The 16,306-nt window shown below is 71.6% G+C and carries 14 protein-coding genes; 10 read left to right on the top strand and 4 right to left on the bottom strand.

Annotated elements, in window-relative coordinates; all coding sequences use genetic code 11:
- Positions 1 to 99: 99 nt before the first annotated feature.
- From ACFYUV_RS26665 to ACFYUV_RS26675, 3 genes are all read left to right on the top strand, one after another.
- A complete protein-coding gene (locus ACFYUV_RS26665; protein WP_387672254.1) occupies positions 100 to 894 on the top strand; it encodes an NAD-dependent epimerase/dehydratase family protein in 795 nt (264 codons plus the stop codon).
- Positions 895 to 976: 82 nt separating this feature from the next.
- Positions 977 to 1,939, top strand: coding sequence for a LacI family DNA-binding transcriptional regulator (locus ACFYUV_RS26670; RefSeq protein WP_387672256.1), 963 nt, complete (start codon positions 977 to 979; stop codon positions 1,937 to 1,939).
- Positions 1,936 to 2,871 carry an aldose epimerase family protein gene (locus ACFYUV_RS26675; protein WP_387672259.1) on the top strand — a complete coding sequence of 312 codons (936 nt, stop codon included), beginning with the start codon at positions 1,936 to 1,938 and terminating at the stop codon, positions 2,869 to 2,871. The genes ACFYUV_RS26670 and ACFYUV_RS26675 overlap by 4 nt, the downstream gene beginning before the upstream one ends.
- Here the strand turns inward: ACFYUV_RS26675 and ACFYUV_RS26680 are convergent.
- Positions 2,861 to 5,323: a SpoIIE family protein phosphatase gene (locus ACFYUV_RS26680; RefSeq protein WP_387672262.1), complete on the bottom strand. Its 2,463-nt coding sequence runs from the start codon at positions 5,321 to 5,323 to the stop codon at positions 2,861 to 2,863. The genes ACFYUV_RS26675 and ACFYUV_RS26680 overlap by 11 nt on opposite strands.
- Positions 5,324 to 5,561: 238 nt before the next feature.
- Here ACFYUV_RS26680 and ACFYUV_RS26685 point away from each other — a divergent pair, with 238 nt between their 5' ends.
- The 7 genes from ACFYUV_RS26685 (at position 5,562) to ACFYUV_RS26715 (ending at position 13,038) form a co-directional block, all read left to right on the top strand.
- Entirely contained in the window at positions 5,562 to 6,269 is a 708-nt protein-coding gene (locus ACFYUV_RS26685) for a GntR family transcriptional regulator (RefSeq protein WP_387672265.1), read from the top strand.
- A 236-nt stretch (positions 6,270 to 6,505) separates the two neighbouring features.
- Entirely contained in the window at positions 6,506 to 9,016 is a 2,511-nt protein-coding gene (locus ACFYUV_RS26690; RefSeq protein ID WP_387672268.1) for a DNA translocase FtsK, read from the top strand.
- A 77-nt stretch (positions 9,017 to 9,093) separates the two neighbouring features.
- A complete protein-coding gene (locus ACFYUV_RS26695; RefSeq protein WP_358291873.1) occupies positions 9,094 to 9,858 on the top strand; it encodes a helix-turn-helix domain-containing protein in 765 nt (254 codons plus the stop codon).
- A 58-nt stretch (positions 9,859 to 9,916) separates the two neighbouring features.
- A complete protein-coding gene (gene rimO, locus ACFYUV_RS26700) occupies positions 9,917 to 11,326 on the top strand; it encodes a 30S ribosomal protein S12 methylthiotransferase RimO (RefSeq protein WP_352323163.1) in 1,410 nt (469 codons plus the stop codon).
- Positions 11,323 to 11,895 carry a CDP-diacylglycerol--glycerol-3-phosphate 3-phosphatidyltransferase gene (gene pgsA / locus ACFYUV_RS26705; protein ID WP_357985696.1) on the top strand — a complete coding sequence of 191 codons (573 nt, stop codon included), beginning with the start codon at positions 11,323 to 11,325 and terminating at the stop codon, positions 11,893 to 11,895. The genes rimO and pgsA overlap by 4 nt, the downstream gene beginning before the upstream one ends.
- 8 nt (positions 11,896 to 11,903) lie before the next feature.
- Entirely contained in the window at positions 11,904 to 12,395 is a 492-nt protein-coding gene (locus ACFYUV_RS26710; protein ID WP_387672272.1) for a CinA family protein, read from the top strand.
- Between the two features lie 286 nt (positions 12,396 to 12,681).
- The gene (locus tag ACFYUV_RS26715; protein ID WP_352323171.1) at positions 12,682 to 13,038 is read left to right on the top strand and encodes a helix-turn-helix transcriptional regulator; all 357 of its coding nucleotides are present in this window, start codon (positions 12,682 to 12,684) and stop codon (positions 13,036 to 13,038) included.
- Here ACFYUV_RS26715 and ACFYUV_RS26720 read toward each other — a convergent pair.
- The 3 genes from ACFYUV_RS26720 to ACFYUV_RS26730 form a co-directional block, all read right to left on the bottom strand.
- On the bottom strand, positions 13,035 to 13,814 hold the full coding sequence (locus ACFYUV_RS26720) for a DNA-formamidopyrimidine glycosylase family protein (RefSeq protein WP_387672275.1): 780 nt from the start codon (positions 13,812 to 13,814) through the stop codon (positions 13,035 to 13,037). The genes ACFYUV_RS26715 and ACFYUV_RS26720 overlap by 4 nt on opposite strands.
- 85 nt (positions 13,815 to 13,899) lie before the next feature.
- Positions 13,900 to 14,349 (bottom strand): Rrf2 family transcriptional regulator, encoded by a 450-nt coding sequence (locus tag ACFYUV_RS26725; protein WP_352323159.1) that lies wholly within the window; start codon positions 14,347 to 14,349, stop codon positions 13,900 to 13,902.
- An 8-nt stretch (positions 14,350 to 14,357) separates the two neighbouring features.
- The gene (locus tag ACFYUV_RS26730; protein ID WP_387672278.1) at positions 14,358 to 16,232 is read right to left on the bottom strand and encodes an endonuclease/exonuclease/phosphatase family protein; all 1,875 of its coding nucleotides are present in this window, start codon (positions 16,230 to 16,232) and stop codon (positions 14,358 to 14,360) included.
- Between the last annotated feature and the right edge of the window lie 74 nt (positions 16,233 to 16,306).

A 16,306-nucleotide genomic window follows, 5' to 3' on the forward strand; every position in this document is an offset into this window, starting at 1 on the left:
GTGTGCATGAACTTGTTCCTGTGACGGTAACTATCGCGCGACACGGCGGTCAATATTCAAGTATGTGAATTTGAATCAGGATTGTGTACAACGGTGGGCATGCGCATTCTGATGACCGGCGCCGCGGGAAAAGTCGGCACGCTGCTCCGTCCGCGGCTCGCCCGTCCAGGCCGTACGCTGCGGCTCTCCGACCTCCGGCCGGTCGAGCCGGGCCCGGACGAGGAATGGGCGGGCGCCGACCTGGCCGACCGCGCGGCCGTGGCCGAGGTCATGAAGGGCGTGGACGCCGTCCTCCACCTGGGCGGCCAGAGCCGCGAGCACCCGTGGGAGGACATCGTGCACGCCAACGTCAACGGCACCCAGGTCCTCATGGAGGCCGCCAGGAACGAGGGCGTCCGGCACCTGGTGCTCATGGGCAGCCACCACGCGGCCGGCTTCCACACCAGGCCACGGGACGGCTCCGACCTGCCCGACTACGCCTTCCCGCGGCCCGACACCTTCTACGGCGTCAGCAAGGTCGTCATGGAGGCCCTGGGCAGCCTGTACCACGACCGGTTCGGCATGAACGTGACCGTGATCAGGCTCGGCACCTGCAACGAGGGCTCGGCCGACACCCGCGGCCTGGCCACCTGGATCTCGCCCGGCGACCTCGCCCGTCTGGTGGAGGCCGCGCTGGTCGCGCCCGGCTACCACGTCGTCTGGGGCGTCTCGGGCAACGCCCGCCGGTGGTGGTCGCTGGAGGAGGCCCGCCGCCTCGGCTACGAGCCCCGCGACGACTCCGAGCCCCAGGCCGCCGCCCTCGTCGCAGAACAGGGCGAGCCCGACCTGTCGGACCCGGTGCACGACCGCGCCGGCGGGATGTTCACGCTCAACGAACTCGGCGGCTCCTGGTAGGCAAACGGTTGCAGAAACCTTGACGCCGGGACCGCCGAAGGTCAAGGCTTGGCTCTGGCAACCGTTTGCAAGGAGGACGGCCATGACGGTGACGATCAAAGACGTCGCCCGCGCCTGCGGCGTGCACGTGTCGACCGTCTCGCGCACGTTCTCGGCGCCGCACCTGGTCAATCCTGCCACGCGGAACCGGGTGCTGGCCGCCGCCGACGACCTCGGCTACCGGCCCAACAGGGCGGCCAGGGCGCTGACGACCGGCCGCACGTTCAACCTCGGCCTCATCGTCGCCGACATCGCCAACCCCTTCTTCCCACCGCTCATCAAGGCCGCGCAGGCGCAGGCGCGGGGGCGCGACTACCACGTCTTCGTGGCCGACACCGACGAGGATCCGCGGGTCGAGGAGGAGCTGATCCGCACGTTCGCCAAGCAGGTGGACGGCGTGCTGCTGTGCAGCCCCCGGCTGTCCAACCGGATGATCGAACGCCTGGCGGAGGACGTGCCGTTCGTGCTGGTCAACCGGCGGATCAAGGGCATGCCCGCGGTGCTGATGGACGTCGGCAAGGGCGCCAGGCTCGCCCTGGAGCACCTGGCCGGGCTCGGCCACCGCAGGATCGCCCTGCTGTCCGGCCCGCCCGGCTCGTGGACCAGCAACGAGATGCAGGCCGCCGCGGCCGAGATGCCGGGCCTCGACCTGCTCTTCTTCGGCCCCAACCAGCCCACCGAGTCCGGCGGCCTGGCGGTGGCGCCGGAGGTGGCCGCCTGCGGGGCGACCGGCGTGCTGGCCTACAACGATCTCGTCGCGCTCGGCCTCATCGAAGGGCTCACCGCGATCGACGTCGAGGTGCCGGGCCGGATCAGCGTGATCGGGTTCGACGACATCCTGCCCGGGCGGCTCGGCCGGCCCAAGCTCACCACGGTGGCGATGCCCGCCGCGGTGGCCGGGCGGATGGCGGTCGACCTGCTGCTGCAGTCAGAGGGCGAGGGCGCGGTGATCAACCTGGACACCGACCTCATCGTCCGCGAGTCCACGGGAAGGGCCCAATCATGATCTTCGGAACGCTGCCGTCGGGGGAGACCGTCGAGCGCGTGGAGCTGGCGTCCGGACGGCTGCGCGCCGAGGTGCTGACCTACGGCGCCGTCCTGCGCTCGCTGGCGGTCTCCGGCCTCGACGTCGTGCTCGGCCTGGACACGCTGGAGGACTACCGCACCCGCAGCCGCTACTTCGGCGCCGTGGTCGGCCGCTACGGCAACCGCATCGCCGGCGGCCGCTTCACCCTCGACGGCCGCGAGCACCGCCTGCCGGTCAACAACGCCCCCAACAGCCTGCACGGCGGCACCGAGGGCTTCGACGGCAAGGTCTGGACGATCACCGCCCGCACCCCCGCCTCCGTCACCCTGGAACTGACCAGCCCCGACGGCGACCAGGGCTACCCCGGCACGCTCACCGCCGCGGTCACCTACACCCTGGAGGACGACGCCCTCCGCCTCGACTACGCCGCCGAGACCGACGCGCCCACCGTGCTCAACCTCACCAACCACTCCTACTTCAACCTGACCGGCGGCGGCGACGTGCTCGGCCACCTGATCAGGCTGGACGCCGCCCACTACCTCCCGGTGGACGACGGCAAGATCCCCACCGGGGAGCTCGCGCCGGTCAAGGGCACCCCCTTCGACTTCACCGAGCCGCACGCGGTGCGCGAGCGGATGGGCGGCGCCTACGACCACTGCTACGTGCTCGACGGCGACATCGAGGTCAGCGCGGGCGGCCTGACCATGCGGGTGACCACCACCGAGCCGGGCGTGCAGTTCTACACGGGCGGCATGCTCGACGGGGTGGCCACGCCGTACGGGCCCTTCGCCGGGTTGTGCCTGGAGACCCAGCACTTCCCCGACTCGCCGAACCAGCCGCACTTCCCCTCGACCGTGCTGCGGCCCGGCGAGCGCCACGCCTCCTCGACCACCTACCGCTTCACGGCCTGACCCCGCGCAGCTCCGTCGCGGCCTTGATGACCAGCAGCGCCACGTCGTCCTGCGACGGCTCCTGGGCGAACGTCTCGACCGCGTGCCGCACGCGTTCGGCCACCGCGTGGGCGCTCAGCCCGCGGCAGGTGGACAGCAGCGCCGACAGGCCGTCGTCGTCGTCGAGCAGCCGGTCGCCGTCGCGCCGCTCGGTCACGCCGTCGGTGACGCACAGCAGCACCTCCTCCGGCGCCAGCTCGAACGTCTCGACGTAGAACCTGGCGCCGGCCTCGACGCCGAGCAGCAGTTGCGGCGCGGCCACCGTGTCGACCGCGCCGTCGGCGCGCAGCAGCAGCGGCGGCGGGTGCCCGGCGGACGCGATCGTGCACAGCGCGCCGCCCTGGGGCAGCGGGATCAGCTCCCCGCACAGCAGGCTCAGGAAACGGCCGTCGTCGCCCTCCTCCAGCAGGGCCTGGTTGAGCCGGTCGAGGATGTCGGCCACCGTGTAGTGCTCCTTGGCCAGCAGCCGGACGGCGTGCCGGGCCAGGCCGGTCACCGCGGCCGCCTCGGGGCCGCTGCCGCACACGTCGCCGAGGGCGAAGCACCAGTGGTCGGAGACGGTGAACAGGTCGTAGAAGTCGCCGCCCACGTCGGCGCCCTCCTCGGCCGGCTCGTAGACGACCGCCGACTCCAGGCCCGGCATGGGGGCCACGCGCATGGGCAGCAGGCTGCGCTGCAACACCCGGGAGGTGGTCGCCTGGCGGGCGTACAGCATGGCGGTGTGCAGGTTGAGCGCGACCAGCCGGCACAGGTCGGCCAGCAGGTCGGCCAGCTCCAGCGGCAGGGTCGGCTCGGAGCGGCCGATCACCAGCGCGCCGTGCGACCTGCCCTGCGTGAGCAGCGGGAACGACAGCACCGTCTCGGGGCCGACCGGCCAGCTCACCTCGTTGAGCGCGGTGCGCGGGATCGCCGGCAGCGACCTGCGCAGGTTGGCGTTGTAGCGCTCCTCGCTGTGCCAGACGTGCGCCAGCCTGGTCATGCCCGCCAGATCGGTCAGGTAGACCGCGGCCCACGTCGCGATCTTGGGCACGACGAGCTGCGCGGTCAGCGCGGCGATCAGTTCCTCGTCGTGCACCCCGGCCAGCAGCTCGCCCGCCTCGGCCAGGAACGACAGCCGGCCCCGGTGGGCGCGCTCGCGCTCGGCCAGCCGCTCGCGCTGCACCGGCACGGCCACCTGGTCGGCGATGTGCTGCAGGCTGACCGTGAGCTCCTGGTCGAAGCGGCCCGGCTGGGCCGCGGTCACCACGATGTAGCCGGTCACCTCGCCGCCCACGCTCATCGGCGCGCACGCCAGCGACCTGGCCCGCAGCTGCTGGGCCAGCTCGACGTCGCCGGCCAGCAGGTCGTCGATCATCGACGGCGTCCTGCCGTCGGGGCCGAACACGCCCGCGGCCAGCACGCCGACCAGCCCCGCCGTCGCGCCCGCGCCCGCGGCCACGCCGAACCGGTCGCCGCCCTCGGCGGCCAGCAGCACGTACGCCGCGTCGCCGCCGCTGCTGGTCTGGACGATCCGCGCGATGGTGTCCAGCAGCTCCGCGAACGGCATGTCCCGGTCGAGCAGGTCCTTGATCCGCCGCCCGGCCTCCCGGCGCAGCGGCGCGGCCGGCGGCGTCAGCACGTAGCGGTGGTCGCCGGCCACCATCATCCAGATCGACCGCCGGTCCTGCGGCCCGCCGCGGCTGCGCACGTGGGAGACGTAGACGGGGATCAGCCGGCCGTCGAGGTGGCGCATGCGCGCCTCGCCCCGCCAGCGGCCCAGGGACAGGGTGCCGGCCAGGGACATCGCGTACGGGCCGTGGCCGCGCCAGGCCACCAGGTCGGCCAGCGGCCTGCCGACGGCCTGCTCGGACGTCCAGCCCAGCAGGTGCTCGGCCTCGGAGTTCCACGACTGCACGGTCCCGTCGGCGTCGGCGAGCAGCACCCCGACGTGCAGCCCCTCGATGGGCGCGGCCACGGTGGCGGGCGCCAGGCCCGGCGTGCCGACCATGACCTCCTGGTGGTCGGGCCCGTCGGTCAGCTCCATGCGGACCCACACCCGTTTGGCGGTCCTGGTGTAGGTGACGCCCCAGGCGTCGGCCAGCATGGCGGCCAGCGCCAGCCCGCGCCCGGACGTGCGCGCGGGGTCGGTGGACATGGCCTCGGGGGTCGGGACCGTCCTGCCGGGCCGGTGGTCGTCGACCTCGATCTCCAGCCTGGCCGGGCTCGCCGCGACGTCGAGGCGGCAGGTCAGCTCGATGCCGGTGCCCGCGTGCAGCACGGCGTTGGTGACGAGCTCGCTGGTCAGCAGCACCGCGTCCTCCGTCAGGTGGTTGAGGCGCCACTCGCCGAGCACCTGGCGGATGAAGCGGCGCGCGTGCGCCGGGGCGTGCGGAGTGCCGTCGAAGGCTGTGCTCGACACTCTGGTCGTGTCCACTGTGCGTCCTAGAACATCACTCGTTGTGGCAGTTCGGTCACAGTCAGAGTGTCAGATGGCTGCCGTTGATACCTCCGGTTGTGAAGAAGGTGCTCCCGGCTGACGCACGCCCCGCGGAAGGCGGCCGACGGCGCCGCGGCGCCCGGCCGAGTCAGGCCGGCAGGCCGGACGGCAGCGGCGGAAAGGCTGCCCGCATGTGGCCGGGTGATGAACCCTGCGGCGCCTTTAAGGTGTTCACGTGCCACGACAAGCCCGCTACCGGGAGATCGCCCGAGTCCTCGGCAGGTCCATCGAGTCGGGCGAGCTGGCGCCGGGCGAGCGCCTGCCGACCGAGGACGCGCTGGCCGAGCGCTACGGCGTCCACCGGCTGACCGCCCGCCAGGCGATGGTGGAGCTGCGCAAGGCCGGCCTGGTCGAGACCCGGCAGGGGCTCGGGAGCTTCGTCAGGCGGGCGCCGCGCCGGATCGAGGTCTCCGTCGACCCCGAGACGCGTCGGCACCGCCCTTCGGACATCGCGGGCATGGCGGGCGTGTTCGGCGGCGGCGAGCGGGTCGTGGAGCGCGCGGAGACGGCGCATCCGGTGGCGGCCGGTCACCTGCGGCTACCCGGCGGCGTCGTGCACGAGATCACCACCCTGCTCCGCAACGCCGAGCGGCCCTGCGTGCTCAGCCGCTACCGCCTGGCCCCCGAGCTGGCCGGGCTGCGCCTCGACGCCAGGGCGGGCGTGCTCGCCGCACTGGAGGCCGCCGGGCACGCCTACCGCTACGCCTGGCACGCCATCTCGGCCGAGCCCGCCGATCTGCACGACCAGAGCATGCTGGAGATGCAGGCGGGCGAGGCGGTGCTGGTGCGGGAGGGGCTGCTCACGCACGACGGGCAGCCCCTGTGTCACGTCGAGCGGCGCTGCCGCGGCGACATGATCTCATTCGTCACCCGATATGACTGAGCAGGACCTCGGTGTCCAGCTCGTAGCCTCCCCGACCGCCGGTCCGCCGAGCCGTGCAGCGGCACCTCGGGCACGACATGGACGTCGGTGAGGTGGATCAGCGTGTACGTCATGACGGCGGACGATGCACGACGCCACCGAACGTGATCAGTCATCTATATGAAGACAGTAGGACATTTCGGGCGCACGGCGCGTCTCCGCGCGTGCGACGCCGTCTCCGACGTACCTTTGGCATCATGGCCACCCGTACGCCGAAAAGCGCATCGAAGGGGCCGGCGAAGCGGTCGACCTCGCCTCGATCGACCCCCGCGAAGCGGCCGGCCACGGCGGCGGGGCGACCGAGGGCGAAGGCCGCGAGCTCCGGCCGCAAGTCCTCCGTGACCCATCCCGACCCGATCAGCTGGGTCTTCACGATGATCGGCAAGCTGATCGTCGGGCTGTGGATGCTGCTCGCCAACGGCATCGGCAGCACCGCCCGCGCGCTCGGCAAGAACGCCCGCGAGCTCGACCCCGCACACCGGCGCGACGGCGTGGGCCTGTCGGTGCTGGCCGGCGCGATCGTGCTGGCCTCGATGACCTGGCGCAACCCCGAGGGCACGGTCTCCGGCGTCGTGAACACCGTCGTGCACGCCGTGTTCGGCTCGCTGGCCTGGGCGCTGCCGCTGCTGCTCGGCCTGCTGGCCTGGCGCTACCTGCGCCACCCCGACCAGAACGCCGACACCGGCCGCATGGTCATCGGGTGGAGCGCGCTCATGGTCGGCGTGCTCGGCGTCATCCACGTGGCCAACGACACCCCCTACCCGGCGGGCCAGGGGCAGGGCATGGACAAGGTGTCGGCCGCCGGCGGCATGATCGGGTTCATCGTGTCGGCGCCGCCGATGAGCATCCTGCCGTCCTGGATCACGATCCCGCTGCTGCTGCTCCTGTCCGGGTTCGGCGTGCTGGTGATCACCGCCACGCCCGTCCACCGCATCCCCGAGCGGCTGTCGGAGCTGCGGCACATGTTGTTCGAGCGGCACGCCGAGCCGCTCGCCCCGCGCGAGCCCGCCAAGCGCCGGCCGCGGGCCAAGAAGGCGGAGGCCGAGGGCGCCGAGACGGTCAAACCGTACGACACGCCGGTCATCGCCGAGAAGGACAAGCTGGCCGACCACTCGCCGGAGATCGTGCCGGGGCTCGTCGACGGGCCCGCGGACGAGGAGCCGTCCGTGCCCGAGCGCAGGCCGGAGCCGCCGGAGCCCACGCCCGCGCCGCGCAAGGTCGAGCAGCTCGTGCTGTCGCCGCAGGCGGGGCCGTACAGCCTGCCCGACCTGCAGTTCCTCAAGCCAGGCACCGCGCCCAAGCCGCAGACCAAGGCCAACACGACCGTGGTCAACGCGCTGACCAGCGTGCTGGAGCAGTTCTCCATCGACGCGCAGGTGATCGGCTTCACCCGCGGCCCGACGGTCACCCGCTACGAGATCGAGCTGGGCCCGGCGGTCAAGGTGGAGAAGGTCACCGCCCTCACCAAGAACATCGCCTACGCCGTCAAGTCGGCCGACGTCCGGATCCTGTCTCCCATCCCCGGCAAGTCGGCGATCGGCGTCGAGATCCCCAACGCCGACAAGGACCTGGTCGCGCTCGGCGACGTGCTGCGCTCCCAGGTGGCCCAGGCCGACCACCACCCGATGATCGTGGGCCTGGGCAAGGACGTCGAGGGACGGACCATCGTCGCCAACCTCGCCAAGATGCCCCACCTGCTCATCGCGGGCGCGACCGGCGCCGGCAAGTCGGTCTGCGTCAACGGCCTCATCACCAGCATCCTCATGCGCTCCACCCCCGACGAGGTGCGCATGGTGCTGGTCGACCCCAAGCGCGTCGAGCTCAGCGTCTACGAGGGCATCCCGCACCTCATCACGCCCATCATCACCAACCCGAAGAAGGCCGCGGAGGCCCTGGAATGGGTCGTGGGCGAGATGGACCGCCGCTACGACGACCTGGCCGCCAGCGGGTTCCGGCACGTCGACGAGTTCAACAAGGCCGTGCGCGCGGGCAAGCTCGTGCCGCCGCCGGGCAGCGAGCGGGTCTACCAGCCCTACCCGTACCTGCTGGTGATCGTGGACGAGCTGGCCGACCTCATGATGGTGGCCCCGCGCGACGTCGAGGACTCGATCGTGCGCATCACGCAGCTCGCCCGCGCGGCCGGCATCCACCTGGTGATCGCCACCCAGCGGCCCTCGGTCGACGTCGTCACCGGCCTGATCAAGGCCAACGTGCCGTCCAGGCTGGCCTTCGCGGTGTCGTCGCTGACCGACTCGCGGGTCATCCTCGACCAGCCGGGCGCCGACAAGCTGGTCGGCCAGGGTGACGCGCTGTTCCTGCCGATGGGCGCGAGCAAGCCCATCCGGATCCAGAACGCGTTCGTCTCGGAGAAGGAGATCGCCGAGATCGTCACGCACTGCAAGGAGCAGATGCAGGTCGAGTACCGCGACGACGTGGCCGCCGCGCCGGTCAAGCGGGAGATCGACGAGGAGATCGGCGACGACCTCGACCTGCTGATCCAGGCCGCCGAGCTGATCGTGACCACCCAGTTCGGCTCGACCTCGATGTTGCAGCGCAAGCTGCGGGTCGGCTTCGCCAAGGCCGGACGGCTGATGGACCTGCTGGAGAGCCGCAACGTGGTGGGCCCCAGCGAAGGCTCCAAGGCCCGGGAAGTGCTGGTGAAACCGGACGATCTGCCCGGCCTGCTGGCCGACCTGCGTGGCGAATGACCCCAATGCACGGTTCCACGGCGATAACTGATTGAATATGAACCACTACGCACTGTCGTGGTGGGGAGGCGTTCGCTGTGCAGGAACAGAGCATCGGGGCCATGCTGGCAGCGGCCAGGCAGGCGGCGGGATTGACGGTCGCGCAGGTCAGCGCGGCGACCCGGATCCGAGAAACGATCATCAATCGGATCGAGCAGGAAGACTACGAACAGTGCGGGGGCGGGTTCTACGCCCGCGGTCACGTCAAGGCCATAGCCAAGGTCGTCGGGCTCGATCCCGAGGCCACGGTCCACCTGTTCGACCAGCAACACGGCGGGGCGCCGCAGCCCGTCCGCGCCGCCGCCGTGTTCCAGGCCGACCGCACGCTCGCCCTGCGCGAACGCCGGGGGCCCAACTGGACGATGGCGCTCGGCGTGGCGCTGGCCGTCGTGGTGGTGTTCGGCACGGTGCGCGTGCTCGGCGGCGCGAGCGACCAGGTGCGCACCGCCGACGTGCACGCCATCACGCCCAAGCCCAGCGTGCCGCCGAACACGCCCATCACCGAGGGGCCCAGGGCCGCGGCGGGCAAGGGCAAAGCGGGCAAAGGCATGGTCACCCTGAAGATCGAGGCCAGGCGTACGTCGTACGTGAACGTGCGCGACGGTCAGGGCCGCATGCTCTTCGCCGGGATGTTGAAGGCCGGAGACAGCTCGACCTGGCGGGCCGCCGAGAAGGTCAGCCTGCTCCTCGGTGACGCCGGAGCGGTGTCCTTGCAGGTCAACGGCAAGAAGGTGGACAAACTCGGGGGCCGGGGCGAGATGGTGACCCGCTCGTTCGGCCTCGACGCGTCGCCTCCGCGGTAGTCCGGCGGGGAGGCCGTGCATCAGGTGGTGGCCAACTCCCGATACCGTAGTGTTCACCATGTCATCCCGCCGAACCGCATCGCTGATCACCCTGGGCTGCGCGCGCAACGAGGTCGACTCCGAGGAGCTGGCCGCGCGACTAGAGGCTGCCGGCTGGCAGCTGGGCGACGACGACCCCGACGTCGTCGTCGTCAACACGTGTGGCTTCATTGACTCGGCCAAGAAAGACTCCATCGACACGCTGCTCGCCGCCGCCGACTCCGGGGCGAAGGTGGTGGCCGCGGGTTGCATGGCCGAGCGCTACGGCAACGAGCTGGCCGAGGCACTGCCCGAGGCGAGCGCCGTCATCTCCTTCGACGACTACACCGAGATCGGCGGCCGGCTCGACGACGTGCTGGCCGGGCGTCCGCTCAAGCCGCACACGCCGCGCGACCGCCGCACGCTGCTGCCCATCTCGCCGGTCGAGCGCGGCAGCGCGCCCAAGACCGGCATCCCGGGCCACGGCGAGCTCCCCGACGGGCTCGCGCCCGCCAGCGGCCCGCGCGTGCTGCGCAAACGCCTCGACGAGAGCCCGGTCGCCTCGCTCAAGCTGGCCTCCGGCTGCGACCGGCGCTGCACGTTCTGCGCCATCCCGGCCTTCCGCGGGGCCTACGTCTCGCGCAACCCCGACGAGCTGCTCGCCGAGGCCGACTGGCTGGCTCATCGCGGCGTGCGCGAGCTCGTCCTGGTCTCGGAGAACTCCACCTCCTACGGCAAGGACCTGGGCGACCTGCGGGCGCTGGAGAAGCTGCTGCCGCAGCTCGCCGCCGTGCCGGGCATCGACCGGGTGCGGGTCAGCTACCTGCAGCCCGCCGAGCTGCGGCCGGGGCTGATCGACGTCATCACCGCCACCGAGGGCGTGGCCGACTACTTCGACCTGTCCTTCCAGCACGCCAGCGGCGGCGTCCTGCGCCGGATGCGCCGCTTCGGCGACCCCGAGCGGTTCCTCGGCCTCCTGGAGAGCGTGCGCAAGGGCGCTCCCGAGGCGGGCGTGCGCTCCAACTTCATCGTCGGCTTCCCGGGCGAGACCGAGGAGGAGTTCGGCGAGCTGGTCGGCTTCCTGGAGCAGGCCAGGCTCGACGTGATCGGCGTGTTCGGCTACTCCGACGAAGACGGCACGGAGGCGGCCAACCTGCCGGGCAAGCTCGACCAGGAGGTCATCGACGAGCGCGTGCGCGTGCTCACCGAGCTGGCGGAGGAACTGACCGCCCAGCGCGCGGAGGAGCGCATCGGCACGGAGGTCGACGTGCTCATCGACGACGACCTGGGAGACGGCGGCTACGAGGGCCGGGCCGCCCACCAGGGCCCGGAGGTCGACGGCTCGGTGACGGTCCAGGGCATCGGCCTGGTCAAGGGACAGATCGTGCGCGCGGTCGTGGTCGACGCCGAGGGGGTTGACCTGATCGCGCGCATCAAGGCCAGTCCATGACCAGGGACGAGCGCCGCGTGGTGAGCCCGTGGAACATCGCCAACGTCCTCACGGTCCTCCGGTTGGCGCTCGTCCCCTTCTTCGTCGCATGCCTGTTCCTGCCCGGCACCGGCTGGCGGCTGGCCGCCCTGGGGGTGTTCGGGGTCGCCTCGATCACCGACCATCTCGACGGCGAGCTGGCCCGCCGCTACGGGCTGATCACCGATTTCGGCAAGATCGCCGACCCGATCGCCGACAAGGCGCTCACCGGGGCGGCGCTGGTGTGCCTGTCGATCCTCGACGAGCTGCCGTGGTGGGTCACGATCGTGATCCTGGGCCGCGAGCTGGGCATCACCCTGCTCCGGCTGGTCCTGCTGCGGCACGCGGTCATCCCGGCCAGCTACGGCGGCAAGGTCAAGACCGTGCTGCAGATCGCCGCCATCGTGCTCTACATCCTGCCGGGGGTGCCCGACCCGCTGCGATGGGTGGTGATGGGCGCGGCCCTTGTCGTGACCGTCGCGACGGGCGTCGACTATCTCGTACGGGCGGTCAAGCTGCGCCAGGTGGCCAGACGGGCGCGTGGGGAGTGATCTGAGCGATGGCGGACGTGGCCGAGGTTCTGGCCCTGCTGGTGCGGCAGGACGCCACCGTGGCGGTGGCCGAGTCGTTGACCGGCGGGCTCATCGGGGCCGCGTTCACGTCGGTCTCGGGGGCGTCCAAGGCGTTCCGGGGCGGGGTGATCTCCTACGCCACCGATCTCAAGCGTGATCTGCTGGGCGTGCCCGGCGAGCTGCTGAGCCGCGAGGGGGCCGTGCATCCCGAGGTGGCCGCGGCGATGGCCGAAGGGGTGGCCCGGGTGTGCGGGGCGGCATACGGGCTGGCCGTGACGGGTGTGGCCGGCCCGGAACCCCAGGACGGAAAGCCCGTGGGCCTGGTGTACGCCGCGGTCCACGGCCCGGGCGGGGAGAACCTGGTGCGTGCGTTGAGCCTTGAGGGGTCGCGCGAACGTATCCGGGTAAGGACGGTGCACGAGGCAGTCGATCTCCTCGCAGGTGTGCTGAAGGCCAACAAAGGGGAACATTCCGGATGATTACCGTGTTACGTCCCGAGCGAACATGCGAAGCACGGTCTGACGCGGTGTCGGTGGATACGGGTACGGTGGAGCTGTGAGTGAGGTCCGTGAGCCAACTGCAAGCACCGAGCGCCCGGCAGGCGGGCCTGATGAGTCGCGCGACCAGGCACGAGCGGCAGACCCGGGGAGGCGACGCCCCATGATGACGGCGAGGAGTATGTACGAAGCCAAGAAGACCAATGTGCGGCACGATCCGATCGCGCGGGGCGTGGTGAAGACATCCACGCCGGGGAGGGAGCGACAGATGATTCTGCTGCGTCAGCTGCTCGGTGACGTGCTGAGGCGGTTGCGGGTGCGTCAGGGGCGCACGCTACGCGAGGTGTCCACGCTGGCGCGTGTCTCGCTCGGTTATCTTTCCGAGGTCGAGCGTGGCCAGAAGGAAGCCTCGTCCGAGCTGCTCGCGTCCATTTGCGGTGCCCTCGGTGTGCCGCTCTCGCAGGTGTTGCGTGAGGTTTCCGACCAGTTCGCGCTGGCGGAGCTCCAGGCCGCGCCTGTGCTGGCCGACATGCCCGAGCACGAGCGCCTGCCCCTTGCCGAGACGGTTCCCGGTTCGATCGGCGACACCGTGTTCCCCGAGGTCAAGGACATGGTGGCGGCCTAACGCGGCTGGCAGCCACCACACCACAGGATCAGCCTTTCCTGTGGCTGTGCCCCCATCTCCCCGCGGCTGATGCGCGTGCCGCATCGGCGACAGGGTCTCCCTGCCCTGCCGTAGACCCAGGTCTGGTTCGCCGGGCGGCGATCACCTGTCGTCACCGTGCCGCCATGCCCCTTGTTGGCCTCCAGCAGCCGGTGGGCCAGCGTGACGAGCCCTTCGAGATCCTCGATCTCCCCGACCTTCCGCCACGGCCAGATCCCGCGCAGGAACAGGGTCTCGGCGCGATAGATCGTGCCGATCCCCGCCAGGTTGCGCTGATCGAGCAGCGCTTCGCCGATCGTCCTGTCCGGTGCCGCTCGTAGTCTTCGCACGGCCTCGCCCGGATCCCAGTCGGCGCCCAGCAGGTCCGGCCCCAGGTGCCCCACCAGGCGCTCCTCGTCGGCGGTCGTGACCAGGTCGACCATGCCGAGCTTGATCCCCACCGCCTGCCACTCCTCGTTGGCCAGGATCAGCCGCACCTGGTCGCCGCCGGCCGTGCGCCGGCCCGCGGGCATGACCCGCCAGCTTCCGTCCATGCGCAGGTGGGTGTGCACGGTCAGGCCGCCCTCGACCCGGGTCAGCAGATGTTTGCCCCTGGAGACGGTGGTGAGCACCGCACGGCCTCTCAGGTCCGCGGTGGCGTGCCGCGGGACGCGGAAGTCCGACCTGGTCAGCACGCGGCCGTCGAGCGCGCCGCGCAGGCGCGCCGCGGTGCGGTAGACGGCGTCTCCCTCGGGCATCCCTCCAGTCTAGGTACCCGCCTCCCGGCCGGGACGGCGGCCGTGGGGCCCGAGGGCGCCCGCCGCCGGGCCCGGCCGGTGGTCGTCAGTCCCAGGCGGCGGGGTCGGCGGCGAGCTGGCGGACGCGCTCGGGAAGGCTGCCCGTGGCGACCTGTTCGAGCGTGACCTCCTCCAGGATGGCCCGCTCGGTGGCGCGCAACGCGATCCACACCTGCTGCAACGACTCGGCCGGACCCCGGTAGCCGACGTGTTCGGGACGCTCGCCGCGCACGTTGGCCAGCGGCCCGTCGACGGCCCTGATCACGTCGGCGAGCGAGATGTTCGCGGCGGGCCGGGCCAGCACGTAGCCGCCCTCGGGACCCCGCTGGCCGCGCACCAGGCCGGCGCGGCGCATCTGGAGCAGGATGTTCTCCAGGTATTTGGGAGGCATGTCCTGTTCCTTGGCGAGCTCACCCACGGTAGTCGGACCCGCGCCGGCTGCGGCGAGTTCAGCGGCGGCACGGAGGGCGTAGTCGACACGAGCGGAAAGGCGCATGTTCTCGATTATCCCTCCTGGTCAACACTGGTTAGGCGCAAGGTCGTCAGAACGGGCAGGTGATCCGAATACGGCAACCGCGGCGCCTGCGCCGAAATCGCGGTCAATCCCTTGGTGAGCAGCACGTGGTCGATGCGCTCCTTGGGGGCGTCGGCGGGCGAGGTCGGCGGGTCCCCGAACGCGGTCAGCGGGTCGCTCAGACCGGCCGCCTTCAGCACCTCCATGGCCGGATCGGTGGGCCGGGTGTTGAGGTCGCCCGCCAGGATCACCGGTCGCCTCACCTGCTCCCCGGCTCCGGCCGCGCCGCGCCCGGCCTCGTCGGCGTCCCGGCCGGCGGCCAGGGCGCGGGCGATCGCGGCGACCTCGGGCGCCTGGCCCTCGGGAGCCTGCAGATGGGTGTTGACGATGCCCACCTCCCTGCCGCCGACCTCCAGGACGACCGTCTGGGCCTGCGCCCCCGTCGGGTAGTCGTGGGCGCCCAGCGGGTGGGAGTGCACCTGCTTGACCGGGAGGTTGGTGAGCAGCGCGTCGCCCCACACCTGGTCGGCGGCGGGCGCGAAGTGGTAGCGCATGCCGAGGCGGCGGGCGATCCTGGCCAGGTCGTCGTGGCCGCCGTTGAGCAGCCAGCCGCGGTCCACCTCGCTGAGCAGCACGACGTCGGGCTTCTGGGCGGCGGCCCACGCCCCGATCTTGTCGAGCGACAGGCGGCCGTCCAGGCCGTAGCCCATGCGGATGTTGTAGGCGATCAGGGTGAAGGTGTCGCCCTGCTTGGCCCGTACGGGCGGCGCGGACGGCGTCCCGAGCGTGACGAGCCCCACCAGCAGCACGGCGACCGCCGGCGGCAGCCATCCCCCCGGGGCGCGCTCCTGGACGGCGGACGAGTCCACGGCGAGCGCCTTGACGACGGTGAGGGCCGCCACCAGCACGGCCACCACGATGAGGATCAGGCCGTTGGGGAAGCCGAGGCTCATGTCGTAGGCCGCGTAGTAGACGAACAGCCCGACGAAGAAGACCAGCCCGCCCCCGAGCACGGCCACCCCGGGACGCCGCCCACCGGGACGTTCCGGCCGGACGGTCCCGGCGAGCAGGAAGCCGAGCCAGAGGATGAGCAGCGCGCCGGCCGAGGTGAACGACTCGAACAGGAAGGTCACCGCGCAGAGCACCAGGAGGACCCCGGCGCCGAGGTCCAAGACGGGGGAGGACGGCGGCCTGACGGCCCGCACCCCGGCGGCCACCAGAACGAGGACGATCAGGCCGGTGCCCATGATGACCTGCCACAGAGCGGGCGGCCCGTCCTCGGGCTTGGCCCAGCCCGTGGCGGCGACGCCGGTCAGCAGCATCGCCGGGCCGAGCAGGAACCACGTCAGCGCGGGCGCGCGGTCCACCTCGGCGGCCGGCGGGCGGAGGAGGCTCAGGAAGGCGGCGCAGACGCAGAGCGCCGCCAGCCACGGGACCAGGCCGTCGCGCCAGACCAGGTCCACGCCGTCCAGCAGCAGGTGGACGATCAGTGACAGGCTCAGTCCGCCCATGACGCCGACGGGGACCGCCCGGCGCGGGACGGTGTGGGCGCAGCCGTACAGGAACACCAGGCCCGCGGTGACGCCGGCGGAGGCGACGTGGAGCTGGCTCACGCCCGCCTGCAGCAGGATCCTGGTGAGGACCAGCGCCGCGGCGCCGCCGAGCAGAGCGTGGCGCGGCTTGGCTAACAGCGCCAGGAAAGGCAGGATGAACCAGGCGGCGGCGTAGAGGCCCATCAGCTCCGGCGGCGTCTCGCCCGCCCGGCCGAACAGGGTGATCAACGACGGGAGGAAGACTCTCAACACGTCCAGCAGCAGCACGAGGCCCAGCGCGAGCATGATCGCCGGGCCGCGGGGGATTGTCATGAGGCATCCTCGTGTTCGGCTCCGATGATATGCAAGAGCTGGGACGCTAAACTTCCAACAACCTTTTCGAATTG

The sequence above is a fragment of the Nonomuraea sp. NPDC003560 genome, assembly GCF_042878785.1.
GTDB lineage: Bacteria > Actinomycetota > Actinomycetes > Streptosporangiales > Streptosporangiaceae > Nonomuraea.